A 17,355-nucleotide genomic window follows, 5' to 3' on the forward strand; every position below is an offset into this window, starting at 1 on the left:
TTGAGATAGGTCTAGGTAATGCAATAATTTATTTTTCGCCTAATATTCTTTTCCTAAAAGCTTCCTTGCGCTTCTCATCATCTCCATATAGCCAGCGCACAACATTATCATCCCATATCTGGTCATACTCGGTAGCATTAATGATGTCACGTTCTAAAGCAAGATCTAATATCTTACCAGGATAACTACTCTGGTTGTCGCTTTCCATCTCACCCAGCGGGTATGGATCATCAAGTCCCATAACCACCTGCTTGCTTCCTTGGTTTTCTATCACCATTTTAAGCGAATTTGTATCGTGTACTAGGGTGTCAAAAAAGATATTAGGATGCCCCACAGATTTACGTGGGTGTGTTTTTCCTTTAAAAAGATCTGGTCTTCCGTCAAAACCTTGTATACGTCTCCCTAGATTTATTTGTGCTAGTTGGCCACCGTGTGCAAAGCACACACGCATACCTGGATACTTGTCGGCATAACCATTAAGTGTAAGAAAGTGGTAAGCATCTGCACATTGTGCAAGCATCCAGATGAGGTGAAAACGCCAGTTTGTATTCTGTAGTTTTATAAACTTCTCACCATCATACGGGTGAATCTCTACTGCGAGATTATACTTACTTGCAAGTTCAAAAATAGGTTCATTTTCTTCATCAAAAATACATCGCCACGTCCCGATGGTATCCATATAGTGTGTAGGTAAGCATAGTAAATCCATACCTAGCACTTCTACACATCGCTCAATCTCCCATAATGCTCCACGCACAAATCCTGGGTGTACCACAAAACCAGTTGTAAATTTATCTGGGTGATCTTGTTGCACTCGTGCATTAAAGTCGTTCTGAAACTTAAGTGCTTGTTTCATTTCCTCTAGACGCAGTCCGTTTCCATAAAGTTGCGAGAGGTTAAGTACTACCGCGTGATCTACCTTGTTGCGTTCCATCCACTCCAGTTTTTCGTGCAAGAAAAAACTAGAATCTGTCACAGGTCTGCTCCAGTCTTTTTGGAGCATAAACTTTCGGTCTTTGTCTACCCAAAAAATCCCTTTGTCTTTCATAAACTGAGGAATTTCCTCAGGGTAGGGAAGTAGGTGAGAGTGACCGTTTATGCGAAGTTTTTTATGTGACATATTGAGTATGCTTTCGCGAAAGCGTACTACGCAATCGCTGTTGTGTTTTTAAAAATACAATTATTATATGAGTACCGCCTTACTCTTTTACCTTCTTAAGTTGTATATAATATAAGACGAGTAGTATAATAAAACCGCCAAAGGTTGCAACCAAAAAATAACTGCTTAATCCCGTCTGTTTACCCACGGCAACTGCCATAGATTGATATACCAGCCACCCAAAAAGAAGGGTGCAATAAAGCGCCATTTGTGACATAAAGGTTTTTGTAACCGTAACCTGTGCCTCATTTTTAACCCCTTGTTTATGCTTATTCACCTTTATAGACTTGCCTGTCATAAACTGGAATAGTAAGATAAGTAAGACGCTAAGTATGGGTAAGATAAAAAGTTCATTTTTTGAACCATATCTATCTACCACGCCAGTCGCATCAAAGTGCATAGGCACCTCGTCTGGAATGTCCCCATAATGTATCAGAATCATCGCAAAGGTAACTCCCGCCACGAGCCAACTTAGTATCCAAAAAATCTTTTTAATATCCATCTACAAGCTTTTTGTGCGCCCACCATCTACAGGGACATTTATTCCATTAATAAATGAAGCGGCTTCACTAGCTAGAAAAACGATTGCATTTGCAACCTCTTCTGGCTTTGCAAAACGTTTTGCTGGTGAAGCGTTTGCCATAGTTTGTGATACCTCTTCTATAGATTTCCCTGTCTTTTTTGCCTTGTTTTCTATAATCTCAGAGAGTCTACCAGTAGCGGTTGCGCCAGGAAGCACGTTGTTTACGGTGATGCCGTATTGCCCTAGTTCATTTGCCATTGTTTTACTCCAGTTTGCTACTGCACCACGTATCGTGTTACTCACGCCTAGACCATCTAGCGGTTGCTTTACAGAGGTAGAAATCACGTTAATGATACGTCCATATCCTTCGGCTTTCATCCCTGGGAGTACGGTTTGTGTTAATAAGTGATTGGTTTGTAAGTGTTGTGTAAACGCTTTCGCGAAAGCGGTAACATCTGCATCCACAATCGGTCCGCCTGGAGGGCCACCTGTGTTATTGATTAATATGTGATATACATTGCCCGTTGCCGAAACAGCAGCTGCCACCTCCTGCGGATTGGTAAAATCTGCCACCACATAGCTGTGTTTTTGTGAACCGTTATTAGGTAACTGTGCGATAACGTTTTTGAGCTTTTCTTCTTTACGAGCAGCAAGGGTTACGTTTGCACCTTCTTCTGCCAGACCCATAGCGGTTGCTAGTCCGATCCCTGCTGTAGAGCCACAGACGAGTGCATTTTTATTAGTTAGATTTAGTTTCATAGTATGTGATTGCGAGCGTAGCGAACTAATCTGTCCGAGTGAGCTCTAATTTTATCTTCTAATTATATTTTATACAAACATTCTTTGCTTCAGTAAAAAATCGAAGCGCTTCAAAGCCGCCTTCACGACCCACGCCGCTAGCTTTCACTCCGCCAAAGGGTGTGCGCAAATCACGATTCATCCACGTATTCACCCAGACAATACCAGCTTCAAGTGAATTGCTTAAACGCATTGTTCTGTCAAGTTGCTGTGTCCAAACTGTTGCAGAGAGTCCGTATTTTGTTCCGTTTGCTAGTTCAAGAGCTTCTTCTTCGGTGTCAAAAGGCATTATGGTCACCACAGGTCCAAAAATCTCTTCTTGATTTAGTTTGCAGTCATTACTATTCACCTCAATAACCGTAGGTTCTAAGTAATAGCCATTCTCATATCCTGCAACGGTTACTCGCTTACCACCACAAAGAACAGTACCTCCGTATCCTTGTGCGTTACGAATATAGTCCTCTACTTTCTCAAGGTGTGATTTTGAAACGAGTGCTCCTAGGTTTGTTTTCTCTCGTGATGGATGTCCCACGACTAACTCCTTAACTTTTGAAATGAAATCACTTTTAAATCGGTCATAAATAGATCGCTCTATAAAAATGCGACTTCCACAAAGACAGATTTGCCCTTGATTTGCAAAGGAGCTTCTCACGGTTGTGGCAAGCATATCCTCATAATTACAATCGGCAAAAATGAGATTTGGGTTTTTGCCTCCTAGTTCTAGCGATAGTTTTTTAAACATAGGGGCACACGTTTTTGCGAGATGCGCTCCCGTTTTTGTACCTCCCGTAAAACTTATCGCCTTGATGTCTTTATGTTCTAAAATAGCTTGTCCCGTTGTGTGTCCCAGTCCGTGCACAATATTGAGAACACCAGGAGGAAGTCCAGCCTCTGTACAAATCTCACCTAGCAGGTAAGCCGTCATAGGAGTGACTTCGCTAGGTTTTGCAATCACACAATTGCCAGCGGCTATAGCAGGAGCGATTTTCCAGGTAAAGAGATACAGCGGTAAATTCCACGGACTTATGCACCCTACAACGCCTATGGGTTTACGTAGGGTAAAATTCATTGCGTTCATTCCCACACTCTCGTGACTCTCTGCCGAAAACTGAGTGATTGCATTTGCAAAAAATCGAAAGTTACTCGCCGCCCTAGGGATATCTACGGCCATTGCTAGTGAAACCGGTTTCCCATTATCGCGACTTTCGGCTAGCGCAAGTTCTTCAAGTCTAGCTTCAATGCCACTTGCAATTTTCATCAAGATGCGACTGCGCTCATCAAGTGTGGTGCTCGACCACTGCGGGAATGCCGCTTTCGCGAAAGCGGTAGCCTCCTCAATATCTTGCGCATTACTATTAGGGATCTGACCATATACCTCACCAGAAGCTGGCTCATAATTATCTAACCAATCATTTGATGCTGGATTTCTATAGTCGCCGTTTATGTAGTTTTTGATGTTCATTGTCTTTTCTTATCAGTTGGATCTCTACATTTTTCTGCTGTCATTTCGAGCGCAGTCGAGTTTCCCTGTCAGTTCGAGCGCAGTCGAGAACTAATTCTTGATCTGGCTCTGAATTTCTCTTGTCAGTTCGAGCGCAGTCGAGAACTAACTGTCAGGATTATATTTAAAATGACTCGCATTCCTACATTCTGCTAACGCCTGAATCATATCATAATCTTCAGATGCGAGAGCCAATTTCTTTTTTGAACTCCATTTTTTGAGCTTCTTTTCAAAAGTAATTGCTTGCTCTATATCATTAAATACTTCGTGCCAAATCAATGTGACTGGGCGACGCTTGTATGTGAAACTACTCTTATTTCGTCCTTGTTGATGTTCTTCATAACGTCTCGCTATATCATTTGTAACACCTGTGTAAATCAGGTTGTCATTACATTTAAGCATATAGACATAATAGGTTTTCATTAGGTTAGGTTCATTGAGTTCTCGACTGCGCTCGAACGGGCATCTTCTCGACTGCGCTCGAACGGACATCTTCTCGACTGCTTTTGAAATTACATCATTTCGACTTTATTTAAAAAGACATCTTCTCGGCCGTGCTAGAAGGGACAACTTCTCGACTGCGCTCGAAGAGACACTTTCAGAATTTCTAGCCAATGGACATCTTCTCGACTATGCTCGAAGGGACATTGCTTCTATTGTTCAATCGGCTTATAAGCCATTACCTTAATTTCAACCACCAGATGCGGGTGTGGTAGCTGGTGTACGGCTACGGTGGTTCTTGCAGGACCAGTTTCTTTATTAAAAAACTCTCCGTAGGCTTCGTTGTAACCGCCAAAATCATTCATATTAACAAGAAATGACGTAACATCGACCACATCTTCCATCGTGGCATTTGCGGTTGCGAGTGTTTTCTTTATGTTTTCTAGTACGGCTCTGGTTTGCTCCTTGATATCAAGGTGCATTGTGCCCATCTCGTCTATTACGTGCACGCCTGCAAAGGTGTTATCTGACTTGCGGCTGCTGGTGCCCGAGACAAATAGAAAGTCTCCAGCTCTTTTAATATGAGGATAAGCTCCTCTAGGTGTCACTTTCTTTTCATTAAAAGGATCGCCTTGTAAACGTAGGTCTAAATCTTTATCACTCATAGGTATATGATTTTGTTATATGTTTCCGGCTATGGCATCGTCGTGCAAGATGTCTTCTGTAGCCTGTTGTACTTTTTTTAATTTCGCTTTAAGCGAAAGAGAATCAGGTAGCAATCCGTCATCCAGTAGGTTTAAAATAGCCTTGTTTTGTGCTCTACCGCGGGTCATTGCCTCTTTGTATCCTATCGCCTCGTTGAAAGTTACTAAACTATATTTTGAGTAATACTCCTTTGGGAATTCTTTCTCAAATTGTGTCTCTAGCTTTCTCTTTTCTTGAAACATAGGGTGAGCCGTGTGTTCTTTCATCTCGTGAAAGTTATCTACCGCAAGGTCTGCAATGGCATCTGTATCTGGTTTTCTGGTTTTTTCAAATTCTTTAAATACCTTCTCCCATCCTTGATCGCCAAATGCATCTAGCGTCTCGTCAAAAACTACCACATCTTCAAAACTGGCATTCATCCCTTGCCCATAAAATGGAACAATGGCGTGTGCCGCATCTCCTAGAATACAGGTTTTTCCAAAAGCACTCCACGGGTGGCATTTTATAGTACCTAGCGGCCCTACAGGATTTTCTTCATACTCTTTTACAAGTTCTGGCATCATAGGGATAGCGTCTGGAAACTGGCGTGTAAAGTATTCTGTAATTGCAGCTGGGCTATCTAGTGAAGCAAAACTATCTGGTGCATCTTCATAATCTATAAATAGCGTTACAGTAAAACTCCCATCTAGGTTAGGCAAAGCAATGATCATATCACGACCACGTGGCCAGATGTGTAAGGCATTTTTTTCGGTGCGGTATCCGCCATTTTCGTCAGGAGGGAAGGTGAGTTCCTTGTAGCCGTGACCTAAGTAATCTTGCGAGAAGCTGAATAAAAAGTCGCGACTCATATACATACTTTTACGCACTGCAGATCCTGCACCATCTGCTCCTAGAATAATATCTGCAGTGATGGTTTGCTCTTCTTTTGTGTGATAATCTGTAAAGGTTGCCGTAGCATTTTTAAGATCTACGTTTGTACACGCCTGGTTAAAGTGAACTTGTAAGGTATCATACTCATCTGCCGCATTGAGTAGCATAATGTTGAGGTCTGTACGTGAGATAGAATTTATGTATTCATCTGTACGTCCAGAATACGGACTAAAAAGCGTGTTACTTTCTTTGTCGTGCAACATCCTTCCATTCATAGGGATACACAAATCTTTTACTCGATCTTCAAGACCTACAAGGCGTATTCCTTTTAAACCTCTGTCTGATAGGGCTAGGTTGATACTTCTACCAGCATCTTGATGTACGGCTCTTAGGTCTGGACGCTTTTCCATCAAGGTGATTTTATAACCACGTTGCGCCATACGTAATGCTAGAAGCGAACCGCAAAGGCCTGCGCCTATAATGAGTATGTGTTCTTGTTTTGCCATATTATATTGTGAGTACTAGCGTGATTTCTCCGTTAGTACTGTTTGAATGTTATTTATTTCTCAAGCACTCCATTTCGTCTGCGACGGCTTTGTCGTTTGGAGTTCCATTTTCGCGTAAGCTAGAAACTACAGCAGCGTGATTTTTGTCGTTTCTGTTTTGTGACATCTTTTTTACCGCCTCAATACTCGTAATTTCGATCTCAAATGCCACGACGCCGTTTATTTGTCGCAATGTCTTTTCAGAAAGCGCATCCATATCTATTGGATTTTTTTGCGGAGCTTCATACTTATCCATCAATGTTTTGATGGATTTATAAGTACCTTCCTTATCTAGTAAACGCACATTACCTCTCACTTGTACGGCCGTATAGTTCCAGGTGGATACTTCTTCAAAGTCGTACCAACTAGCCGAAATATAACTGTGAGGTCCATTAAAAATACAGAGCGCCTCTGCGCTATTTTTGAGATGAGCAACTTGCTCATTCATTTTTGAGATGTGTGCGTGTATGATTTCGGTGCCGTCTGGGCGTTTTGATAATTCTAAAGGGATGTGTGTTGCACACGATTTTCCGTCAAGATTTGTGACAAGAATCCCAAAAGCATTTTCTTTTAAGAAACTGCGTATCTCCTCTGGTTTTTCATTTTTATAAATCTCAGGGATATACATTACAGTATCTTTTTGAGTCGTTCTACCATTTCAAATACGTCTTGATAACTATTGTAAAGCGGTGCTGGAGCGACGCGTATTACATCTGGCTCACGCCAGTCTGAGATGACTCCTGCTTCGGTTAGTTTTTTGTGTAAACTCTTATCGGCATTTTTTACTTGAATACTTAGTTGACACCCACGTTGCGCTGGATCGCTAGGTGTAATGATAGCGATGTGCTCATTGTTGAGCTCGTTTACTAAGAACTCTAGGTAACCAGTGAGTTTTTCAGATTTTGCGCGTATGTTGCTCATACCAGCTTCCTCAAAAATATCTAAGCTCGCTTTTACCGCTGCCATACTGAGGATAGGAGGATTTGATAATTGCCAGCCTTCGGCAGTTGGAATTGGGTCAAAGCCTTTACGCATATTAAAGCGTGTGTCTTTGTTTTGTCCCCACCAGCCCGTAAATCGCTGTATATTTTTATCTGTATGGTGGCGCTCGTGTACAAAGCACCCCCCTAGACTTCCTGGACCGCTGTTGAGGTATTTATAAGTACACCACACGGCAAAATCTGCACCGCTCTCGTGTAAGTCTGGCATAATATTACCCACTCCGTGTGCAAGGTCAAAGCCTACTTTGCTGCCGTTGTTATGACCTAAGTCTGTGATTTTTTTAATAGGGTAGTACTGTCCAGAATAATAGTTTGTGTTACCTATGAGTAATAGCGCAACGCTATCGCCGTGTTCTTTTACAAGTGCTTCTAGGTCTTCATAACGGCATAATTCTTCTCCTTCTCGAGGTTGCCATAGTATAAGGCTCGTCTCTGGATCGTATCCACGCTGGCGTATCTGACTTTCTACCGCATACTTATCTGATGGAAAAGCGTCGCTTTCTATAATGATTTTATGACGTGATGGCGTAGGATTGTAAAACGAAACCATCATCAAGTGAAGGTTTGTCGTGAGCGTATTCATTATCACTACCTCACTAGGTTTTGCACCTACGATGTGTGCCATAGGTTTTGCGAGTTCCTCGTGATAAGACATCCACGGAGTTACTTCTTTAAAATGCCCTTCAACACCCAGATCTGCCCAGTCATTGAGTTCTTGCTCTATGTATTGTGCGACAGATTTTGGCTGGCAGCCTAGACTGTTTCCGCAGAGGTAGATAAGTTCGTTATCCTCTTTGTCTACTGGTATGTAGAAGTGATTACGGTACTCTTTAAGGGGATCTTTTTCGTCTTGCGCTTTCGCGAAAGCGAGATTATTTTCATACACCATATATGCTGTTTTCTTGAAGAACTGTTGCTTGTCTAAAAATAATGATTTTAAGGGAGAAAATGCCTTACAAGGCTTATGAAGCAGCCTAAATGTTCAGCACATTTAAATTGTAATATGTAACTGAGTTTTTCTTACGTTGAGAGCCGAGGTTATTTATATTTGTGGACCATTTAATAATAAACTTTATGAAAAAACTAGTTGTACTACTTTTACTAATTGCAGGTTGCTATACACAGGTTACTGCACAAGAAAAAGAAAAATTTAGATTTGATATACGCCTTGGTTATGCTGCGGGAAATGAATATGGAGATGGTGTTTTATTTAATCTGGAACCTAAATGGTCAATAGATGAAAAGATAAATGTAGGTTTTAGAATAGGTGGTGCGGCACTTGCCGAGTTAACAAGTCCTTCTAATGAAATTAACGCTTTTGAAACAGATGTCGTTACTGTTTATGGATCATACTTAGGTACAATAGATTATTACTTTTACCATAAAGATGGGTCACCTTTTGCAGTATTTGGTGGTGCCGGGATAGGATATGTTTCTAGTGCAAACGTTATTGCCGATTTTGATGAATATGACGAGGCAAATAATATAGAAACCGATGGTGGTTTAGGAGGGATGTTGCGAGTAGGTTTTGACTACTTTAAGTTTAGACTTGCTGCAGAGTATAATTTTGCGCCAGAGGGTCAATTACGTGACCTTAATAATAATGAGTTTGGTGCTGTAAAGAATGGGTACTTTGGTATCTCTTTAGGGTTTTACTTTGGTGGTGGAAAGTGGAAAAATGTAACAGTTCAAGAGTAAATATTACTGACATATTATAATAAAGGGTCTCTCAATATGGGAGACCTTTTTATTATAAAACGTTTGCGTACAAATTCTTACGCTATTGTGGTTTGAGATATAAGATGATTTACTTTTGAGAGATGAACTCTCTATTTCTCATACTATCTAGAAAAAGATACTTTGCACCCGCTTGGGTTTTTGCATCTCTCAATATTATGTTAGGTACTTGGGTGCTTTACATCCCGAGAGTAAAAGAAAAGCTAGGAATAGATGATGGTGAGCTAGGTGTAGCTTTATTCTGTATGGGGTTAGGAAGTCTCGTGTCGCTCACGGTGGCCTCTCGCGTTATAAAGCGAGTGGGAGTAGGGGTAGCTACAGTAGCAGGTATTATTATCTTCTCATTATTGTTTTTAATGCCATTAATTGCGCCATCTTATGCACTTCTGTGTGTTTCCTTGTTTTCTGTAGGGCTATTTTCTTGTTTTACAGATATAGCAATGAATGCGCTCGTCTCAGATATTGAAACCGAAGATGATGTGCATATTATGAGTTCTTCTCACGGTTTCTTTTCTATAGGAGGAGCAATTGCCGCAGTGATAGGTTATTTTATAATAGACCTTGTTAAGGTGCCTGTTTATCACGGTATGGGAGCTGCAATTCTGGTCATTGTCACAAACTTGTGGCTATGCAAAAGTTATATAGCTCATAGAACACCTATAGATGACAGTCACGGGACACTTAATTTCAATTTACTCAAACCTCTGCTAGGTCTTACCATTATAGCTCTTATAATTATGGGCAGCGAAGGAGCCATTGAGCAGTGGAGTAAACTATACCTAGAAGATATTGTGCAAGTGGCTACAGAAAAAACTGCAGGAATGGGGTTTTTACTTTTCTCACTGTTTATGGCGATAGGGCGTTTCTTTGGTGATGGGGTGAGTAAGCGTTTTGGATCGTTCAAAATTATCATAGGTGGTGCTCTTCTTGCGGTTGTAGGCTACCTAGCGGTACTCTCAACTATTACCTATGTCACTCTTGTAGGCTTTGCAATTATAGGGCTCGGCTTTTCTGTGATTATTCCTGAGTTGCTTAGACTTGCAGGGAAAGCAAAGGGAGTAAACAGCGCAGACGGTATTTCGTTTGTTGCGGGAGCTGGTTTTATAGGGTTTCTTGCGAGTCCACCATTGGTGGGATTTTTGGCAGATTTTTCAAGTCTCAAGCTGAGCTTTACGGTGCTAGGTGGTGGAGCATTACTGGCGATGATTATCGGGATTACGCTTTCGCGAAAGCGTAATTAACTCCAACTATAGCTATACGTATGTTAAGGTAAAGTAGACAGTTATTGTAAATAGTTTTAAATCTAGTAGTATTATCTATCTTTGCACGCTATGACAAAACAGGCCCTAGATTCATTACAAGCACAAATAGACCTTGGTGAGATGCTTCCGCTTATGGAGGAATTTTATACCATACAAGGAGAAGGATTCCATAAAGGAACAGCAGCTTACTTTATACGAGTAGGTGGTTGTGACGTGGGGTGTCACTGGTGTGATGTGAAGGAAAGTTGGGATGCTGCAATACACCCCCCTACAAATGCAAATACCATTGCCGAAAATGCTGCAAAGTACTCAGATACAATTGTGGTAACAGGTGGTGAGCCGCTTATGTGGGATATGAACCCGCTTACTAAAAAATTAAAGTCCCTAGGACTTACAACTCATATTGAGACTTCTGGAGCTTACGAGCTTTCTGGTGACTGGGACTGGATATGTCTTTCTCCTAAAAAACGTATGTTGCCTAAGGCTTCTGTTTTAGAAAAAGCAAATGAACTGAAGGTGATTATCTTTAATAAGTCAGATTTTGACTTTGCAGAGAAGCACGCGACACAAGTGGGTGAGGACTGTATTCTATACTTACAGCCAGAATGGTCTGTGCGTGATAAAATGGTGCCACTCATTGTAGATTATGTGATGAAAAACCCAAAGTGGAAGGTGAGCTTACAGACACATAAGTATTTGAATATTCCATAGTAGGCTTAAAGCTTTAAGCGATATGCTATAAGCAAGGGATACTGTTACGGAGATGATCAAGTTGGTAGTCTAACAGTTTCTGTACAGCTTTACTAAAAATTTCATTGTCCATTATCCAGCAACTTTATATTTACTAACAGCTAATTTTCGCGAAAGCGCATAAAAAAATCCGCTACTTCTCAGTAGCGGATTTTTTATTTATTGAGTTTCTTAGAAGCTTATGCTTCTACTTCTTCCTCTTCTTTTTCTTCCTTTAATCCTTTCTTCTGTACTGTGTCAAACATTACAGGAGTTGCGATAAATAGTGAAGAATATGTACCTACGATCACACCTACAATAAGTGCAAACATTAATCCTCTAATAGATGGAGCTCCTAAGAAGAAGATCGCTAGAAGTACGATTAATGTAGTTACAGACGTATTAAGTGTACGGCTTAATGTACTGTTAAGTGCTTGGTTAATTAATTTACCAAATCCTCTAGTAGAACCGTGCTCTTTAATGTACTCACGTATACGGTCAAAAACTACCACTGTGTCATTCAGAGAGTACCCAATTACGGTAAGAATAGCCGCAATAAAGTTCTGATCTACCTCCATATCAAATGGCATTATGTTTTTGAATATTGCAAATACACCTAGTACTAACAATACATCGTGGAAAACTGCTGCTACAGCTCCAAGAGAGAATTGCCATCTACGGAAACGTAATAAGATGTATAAGAATACCACAATTAATGAACCGATTACGGCAAAAAGTGCTCCTTTCTTAATATCATCTGCAATAGTAGGACCTACCATATAATATTCCATTTTACCTACCTGCTTATCATCTGTAGACTTTGCAAAAGCTGCATAGCTCATACCGCTAGGTAAGAATGGTGTAAGTGATGTAAATAGTTGCTGCTCAACCTGAGCATCAATATCTGTACCTGTCTCATCGATACGGTACTTTGTAGTAATCTTTAATTGATTATCTGCTCCAAAAGTTTTTACATCTGCACTTCCAAAATCTGCAACAAGTGCATCTTCTACTTCTTGTGCATTCATAGGTTGATCAAAACGTACTGTATACGTACGACCTCCTACAAAGTCAATACCTGCGTCAAGACCTCCTGTTAATAAAGCAGCAAGACCTCCTACGATAAGTACTCCAGAGATAGCGTAAGCGATTTTACGTTTTCCTAAGAAGTCTACATTGTTGTTTACAAATAGATTCTTAGTCATACCTGTAGCAAACTCGAGAGATTTTCCGTTTTTACCGTATCCATCTATAAATAGACGTGTGATAAAGATTGCACAGAAAAGTGATGTTGCAATACCTATCATAAGCGTAGTTGCAAATCCTTGTACCGGTCCTGTTCCAAATAAGAAAAGGATAAGTGCTGTTAAGAACGTTGTAATGTTTGCATCAAGAATAGATGAAAGTGCGTTGTTAAAACCGTCTTTGATAGCATCTTTTTGAGACTTCCCTTTGCGTATCTCTTCTTTAATACGCTCAAAGATAAGTACGTTTGCATCTACAGACATACCTATAGTAAGTACGATACCCGCAATACCAGGAAGTGTAAGTACAGCTCCAAGACCTGCAAGTACTCCAAAGATGAAAAGGATATTCACTACAAGTGCGATATCTGCAAATCCTCCGGCTTTACCATAGTAAAATACCATCCAGATAAGTACTAGTGAAAGTGCGATTAAGAATGATAAGATACCAGAATTAATAGCCTCTTGACCTAATGATGGTCCTATTTCTTCTGCTTGAATAATCTTAGCAGATGCAGGAAGTTTACCTGCGTTTAATACTGTTGCAAGATCTTGTGCGCTTGCTACTGTAAAGTTTCCAGAGATTTCTGTGCTACCTCCTTTAATCTCTTGACGAGCTGTTGCTGCAGAGTAAACATTACCATCTAGTGCAATAGCGATAGCATTTCCTTTTTGAGCAACCTCACGAGTAAGTTTTGCCCACTGGTTAACCCCTTGTCCTTCAAAATCAAGACCTACAGATGGTTGTTGTGTTTGTGTAAATTGCTGGCGTGAGTCGTTTACAACATCTCCGTCCATATAAGGCGCTCCTTGTCTGTTAGACTCAAGTGCATAAAGACCTACAATATCTGCACCTTCTTCTGGTACCCCCCAAGCAAACTTTGCATAACGTAAAGATGCTGGACGCTGCTTGATAACTGCTGGGTTTCTTAAGTAAGAGTTTATTGTTGCTGTATCTTTTACAGCCGCAAATCCTACAGTTGGAATTGAGCTCATTTGAACTGCTTGCTGATTAGGACTAAAGACTTTAAATAATGGTCCAAAATCTTGCTCCTCTTCTTCTTCATCTACATCTTTAAGTAGGTCAGATACATTATCATCTAGTGTGCTGTCTTGAGCAACTGCAGCCTCTTTTTTCTCAGATGCAGCAACAAGAGTTCTTAATGTTTCATTTGCCCCTACAAGGTAGTTAAGTACTTCACCAGCATAATGAGTTTGATAAAACTCAAGTTGCGCTGTCTTTTCAAGAAGACCTCTCACACGGTCAATATCCTTTGCTCCTGGAAGCTCAACAAGTATACGACCGTTATCTCCTAGAGACTGTATGTTAGGTTGTGTAACTCCAAACTTATCAATACGATTACGTAACGTTTCAAAAGCAGAGCCTATAGTTTCTTTAATTTCACCTTCAAGAACTGTAGCAACTTCAGAGTTGCTCATTCCTGTGTTTACTTTGTCCTCTAGAACAACATTTGCAAAGATGTCTGGAGAAGCTAGTTGCCCACCCTGCTTTTCAAATTCTGTTACAAAATCTTCAAAGTAAGTGTTTTGGCTATCTTTTTGCGCCTCATCTGTAGCATCTAGTGCTGCGATAAAAGCTGGGTCTGTACTGTTGTTAGAAAGACCACCTAAGATATCACGTATAGATATCTGAAGTATCACGTTGATACCTCCTTTAAGATCCAGACCTTTATTAAGTTCTTTCTCTTTTGCATCATTATAAGTGATGCCAGCAAAGATAGGATTTGCTCCTATGCTGTCTAAGTACGTGCGCTCTATGCGATCTTGTGCATCTGCATCTGTAGGCGCTTGTGCAACGGCATAAGCCTTTGCTTCGTCTTCTGTTTTGTTTGTTAAATACGTAAATGATAGTTGGTATAAACATACCAGACCAAAAATTAACGCAAAAACTCTAATGAGTCCTTTATTTTGCATTTTACTTTGTTTGAGTTCAGAAAAGGTGGTTTTACTGTAAACCAAAATCTCTGAAGGTTGATAAATAATTAATTGATAATAAGTGTCACTTCTGGGTGTTGAAGCAGCGTTGTGGATATTACAACTAGCCACTGGCTAGACTGTATATATCTAGGTGAAGTTGTTAAGAAATAGGTCCAGCACGTACTTGTGGTATGCGGTACTGGATATTTTTTAATGCGATAGCATTGTACCTATAAAGTGTATAGGTTGTGTGTGTATTACTATTTTCTTCTCTTGCTTGCTGGTTATTAAAAGCAGCATAGGTGTCAAAGCTTGTAGCACGTGTAGTCTCAGACTTAGGCTCAACAATATGACCAGCTGGTCCATCAAAATCGCTAGTATTCTTAATTTTATAGATGTCCAGCTCGTAGTACTCTGCAGGACTCTCACCAGTAGGGTAGTGGTCAGGAGTAGTCGTGTATGCTTGACTGTTACTTGTTTCGCTAAAAATTTCTTGAATCTCAGATACCTCTAGATCACTGTAGTAACTCAGTTTTAGTGTTCCATCTATAAGCTTTTCAACTTTGATGTTGCTTACGTCTACATTTTCTAGTTTGCTCTTTACAAGTGCAATTGCATCTTGAGTGTTATGTACACTGTTTTGAGAAGTAGTAAATTTTATGAGAATCTCCTGGTTAGGTACAGCATTTTGCTCCAAGCTTATTCCTAAAATAGCTAGGGTAATAATAAATGTATATAAGTACCACTTGTTTCTCACAAATTGATGTTTATTCATCAAGAGACAAATATAATATTCTCAGGTTAAGTACCCAATGTTTTAAAGACTACTTATTAGTTAATTAAAACGGCTTGTAGACTCCTATCTGCTAGTAGTTTTAGGTTTTACGCTTTCGCGAAAGCGTATATAGGAGTTTAAAAATCTTTAGTCATCATTTGTAATAAATGATGTGATTTCCAGCTGTGGTATCACACCTGTAGAAATCACTTGTGTAAGGTTGTGCGCGCTCTCTACGGTGAAGTTACCGCTTATTTCGGTTTGTCCACCAGTTATAGGTTGGTTTGCCATAGGTGCTGCATACACTTGATTATCTATCACAATTGCTATTGCAAATCTATCTCTAGCCGCTCTTGTGGTGAGGGTTTCCCACGCTGTAGCAGCTGTATCTGTCATTGTAATGTTTATTGTGGGCTCTCCTACTTGAGAAAAAGATTGTGTGGAGCGTGAAATAAATTTACCGTGCATCGCCGGTTTTCCCGATGAGTCAAGTATGAGTGCATAAAGTGTTATCACACCATTAGTTTCTGGTATACCCCAGGCAAATGTGACATTGAGATTTTCTTTTTGTAGTGCTACCTTTACCTTTTCTGAGTGTAGTGTGCGGTTTACAAGTGCTGTATCCTTAACGTTACTTAATCCTATATATGTTGTATTGTTAGGTAATCCTGCCATAAACACTTCTCTAAAATGTTTGATACTGTAGTCTCTTTCAGGGTCTAGTTCTTCATTATATAAATCAATTATGGAGGGCATTATCTGTTTTATAGATGCGGTCTCGTAGAAGGCAACAGCGCCCGGAGTTTTTAGAAGGGTTCTTATATGTTCTTCTGTTTTTTTGGTTTTTAAACTAATATACGCTTGATTATTACCTACGGCTTCAATCTTAATAGCCTTACTAGATGGGGCAAGCCTATTTTTTATAGCTTCTAGATGGTGCACTGTGAGTGCTTGTGCTGGTGAGGAGACTTCAATTTTAAAGCTATTTTTGGGTTTGAAACTTATACAGGATGCTAAGCTTAGAAGTACGTATAAAAGTGATAATTGTATTTTCATATACTGATTTGTAAGCCGAAGATATATAATAATGAGCGAATTACGCTTTCGCGAAAGCGTAAAAAAAAAGCCTGCTACATTTAAGTAACAGGCTTTTTGTATCGAGTTATGTAGGCTGTATTATAGCTCTAATAATCCGTTAGTTTTCTTAACGCCCTCTGCACTTTCTGCAAGGTGTGCTTTTTCTGCATCGTCAAGGTTGATCTCTACTATTTTTTCGATTCCGTTTTTACCTAGTACTACTGGTATACCGATACAAAGATCAGAAAGACCGTACTCACCATCTAGTAGTGTAGAACAAGGGAATATTTTCTTTTGGTCACAAGCAATAGCCTGTACAAGACCTGATACTGCTGCTCCTGGTGCGTACCAAGCAGAAGTTCCGAGAAGTTTAGTAAGTGTTGCTCCACCTACTTTAGTATCTTCTTTTACTTGAGTAAGACGATCGTCAGAAATAAATTCTGATACTGGTACACTGTTGCGAGTTGCAAGACGTGTAAGTGGTACCATTCCTTTGTCTGAGTGTCCACCTATTACCATACCATCTACATCTGAGATAGGAGCTTCTAGAGCTTCGGCAAGACGGTACTTAAAACGTGCACTATCAAGAGCACCACCCATACCGATGATACGGTTTTTAGGAAGTCCAGTTACTTTATGAGCTAGGTAAGTCATTGTATCCATAGGATTAGATACTACGATAAGGATCACGTTAGGAGACTCCTTTACAAGGCTAGCAGCAACGCTTTTTACGATACCTGCGTTAATACCTATAAGTTCTTCACGAGTCATACCTGGCTTACGAGGTATACCAGAAGTAATTACCGCGATATCACTACCTGCAGTTTTTGAGTAATCACCAGTAGTACCTGTGATTTTTGTATCAAAACCGTTTAATGAAGCTGTTTGCATTAAATCCATTGCTTTACCTTCGGCAAAACCTTCTTTAATGTCTACTAATACTACTTCACTAGCAAAATCTTTTATTGCGATATATTCTGCACAGCTGGCACCTACGGCTCCAGCACCTACTACGGTAACTTTCATTGGATATAATTTTTAATATTTATG

General features: G+C 40.1%; 16 protein-coding genes. 3 read left to right on the forward strand and 13 right to left on the reverse strand.

The genetic code is table 11. The features are described 5' to 3' along the window. Window positions 1–28: 28 nt before the first annotated feature. From MED134_RS12705 to kynU, 9 genes are all read right to left on the reverse strand, one after another. Complete coding sequence (locus tag MED134_RS12705) at window positions 29–1,120, reverse strand: amidohydrolase family protein (RefSeq protein WP_038599774.1); 1,092 nt, start codon at window positions 1,118–1,120, stop codon at window positions 29–31. Window positions 1,121–1,199: 79 nt separating this feature from the next. Further along, the gene (locus tag MED134_RS14795; RefSeq protein WP_052084237.1) at window positions 1,200–1,661 is read right to left on the reverse strand and encodes a DUF1648 domain-containing protein; all 462 of its coding nucleotides are present in this window, start codon (window positions 1,659–1,661) and stop codon (window positions 1,200–1,202) included. Continuing rightward, window positions 1,662–2,441, reverse strand: a complete 780-nt coding sequence (locus tag MED134_RS12715) for an SDR family oxidoreductase (protein WP_038599777.1) — start codon at window positions 2,439–2,441, stop codon at window positions 1,662–1,664. A gap of 58 nt (window positions 2,442–2,499) precedes the next feature. After that, window positions 2,500–3,942 (reverse strand): aldehyde dehydrogenase, encoded by a 1,443-nt coding sequence (locus MED134_RS12720; protein ID WP_038599780.1) that lies wholly within the window; start codon window positions 3,940–3,942, stop codon window positions 2,500–2,502. Between the two features lie 144 nt (window positions 3,943–4,086). After that, window positions 4,087–4,404 carry a GIY-YIG nuclease family protein gene (locus tag MED134_RS12725; RefSeq protein WP_038601267.1) on the reverse strand — a complete coding sequence of 106 codons (318 nt, stop codon included), beginning with the start codon at window positions 4,402–4,404 and terminating at the stop codon, window positions 4,087–4,089. A gap of 230 nt (window positions 4,405–4,634) precedes the next feature. Further along, on the reverse strand, window positions 4,635–5,087 hold the full coding sequence (locus MED134_RS12730; protein ID WP_038599783.1) for a RidA family protein: 453 nt from the start codon (window positions 5,085–5,087) through the stop codon (window positions 4,635–4,637). Window positions 5,088–5,102: 15 nt separating this feature from the next. Further along, window positions 5,103–6,503: an FAD-dependent oxidoreductase gene (locus MED134_RS12735; RefSeq protein ID WP_038599786.1), complete on the reverse strand. Its 1,401-nt coding sequence runs from the start codon at window positions 6,501–6,503 to the stop codon at window positions 5,103–5,105. Window positions 6,504–6,552: 49 nt separating this feature from the next. Further along, window positions 6,553–7,170: an FMN-binding negative transcriptional regulator gene (locus MED134_RS12740; protein ID WP_038599789.1), complete on the reverse strand. Its 618-nt coding sequence runs from the start codon at window positions 7,168–7,170 to the stop codon at window positions 6,553–6,555. Further along, a complete protein-coding gene (gene kynU, locus MED134_RS12745; RefSeq protein WP_038599791.1) occupies window positions 7,170–8,432 on the reverse strand; it encodes a kynureninase in 1,263 nt (420 codons plus the stop codon). Before kynU ends, MED134_RS12740 begins: the two co-directional genes overlap by 1 nt. 185 nt (window positions 8,433–8,617) lie before the next feature. Between kynU and MED134_RS12750 the strand changes: the two genes are divergently transcribed. The 3 genes from MED134_RS12750 to MED134_RS12760 all read left to right on the forward strand — a co-directional run bounded on the left by MED134_RS12750 (window position 8,618) and on the right by MED134_RS12760 (window position 11,253). Then, the gene (locus MED134_RS12750; RefSeq protein ID WP_038599794.1) at window positions 8,618–9,241 is read left to right on the forward strand and encodes a hypothetical protein; all 624 of its coding nucleotides are present in this window, start codon (window positions 8,618–8,620) and stop codon (window positions 9,239–9,241) included. A gap of 122 nt (window positions 9,242–9,363) precedes the next feature. Further along, window positions 9,364–10,521 carry an MFS transporter gene (locus MED134_RS12755; RefSeq protein WP_038599796.1) on the forward strand — a complete coding sequence of 386 codons (1,158 nt, stop codon included), beginning with the start codon at window positions 9,364–9,366 and terminating at the stop codon, window positions 10,519–10,521. 90 nt (window positions 10,522–10,611) lie between these two features. Further along, window positions 10,612–11,253, forward strand: a complete 642-nt coding sequence (locus MED134_RS12760) for a 7-carboxy-7-deazaguanine synthase QueE (protein ID WP_038599799.1) — start codon at window positions 10,612–10,614, stop codon at window positions 11,251–11,253. 218 nt (window positions 11,254–11,471) lie between these two features. Here MED134_RS12760 and secDF read toward each other — a convergent pair whose 3' ends face one another. The 4 genes from secDF to mdh form a co-directional block, all read right to left on the reverse strand. After that, window positions 11,472–14,450, reverse strand: a complete 2,979-nt coding sequence (gene secDF / locus MED134_RS12765) for a protein translocase subunit SecDF (protein ID WP_038599802.1) — start codon at window positions 14,448–14,450, stop codon at window positions 11,472–11,474. A 163-nt stretch (window positions 14,451–14,613) separates the two neighbouring features. Next, window positions 14,614–15,210 (reverse strand): hypothetical protein, encoded by a 597-nt coding sequence (locus tag MED134_RS12770; RefSeq protein ID WP_038599805.1) that lies wholly within the window; start codon window positions 15,208–15,210, stop codon window positions 14,614–14,616. A gap of 165 nt (window positions 15,211–15,375) precedes the next feature. Further along, entirely contained in the window at window positions 15,376–16,284 is a 909-nt protein-coding gene (locus tag MED134_RS12775; RefSeq protein WP_038599807.1) for a SecDF P1 head subdomain-containing protein, read from the reverse strand. 120 nt (window positions 16,285–16,404) lie between these two features. Next, on the reverse strand, window positions 16,405–17,331 hold the full coding sequence (gene mdh / locus MED134_RS12780; protein WP_038599810.1) for a malate dehydrogenase: 927 nt from the start codon (window positions 17,329–17,331) through the stop codon (window positions 16,405–16,407). Between the last annotated feature and the right edge of the window lie 24 nt (window positions 17,332–17,355).

This window comes from Dokdonia sp. MED134 (genome assembly GCF_000152925.2).
GTDB lineage: Bacteria > Bacteroidota > Bacteroidia > Flavobacteriales > Flavobacteriaceae > Dokdonia.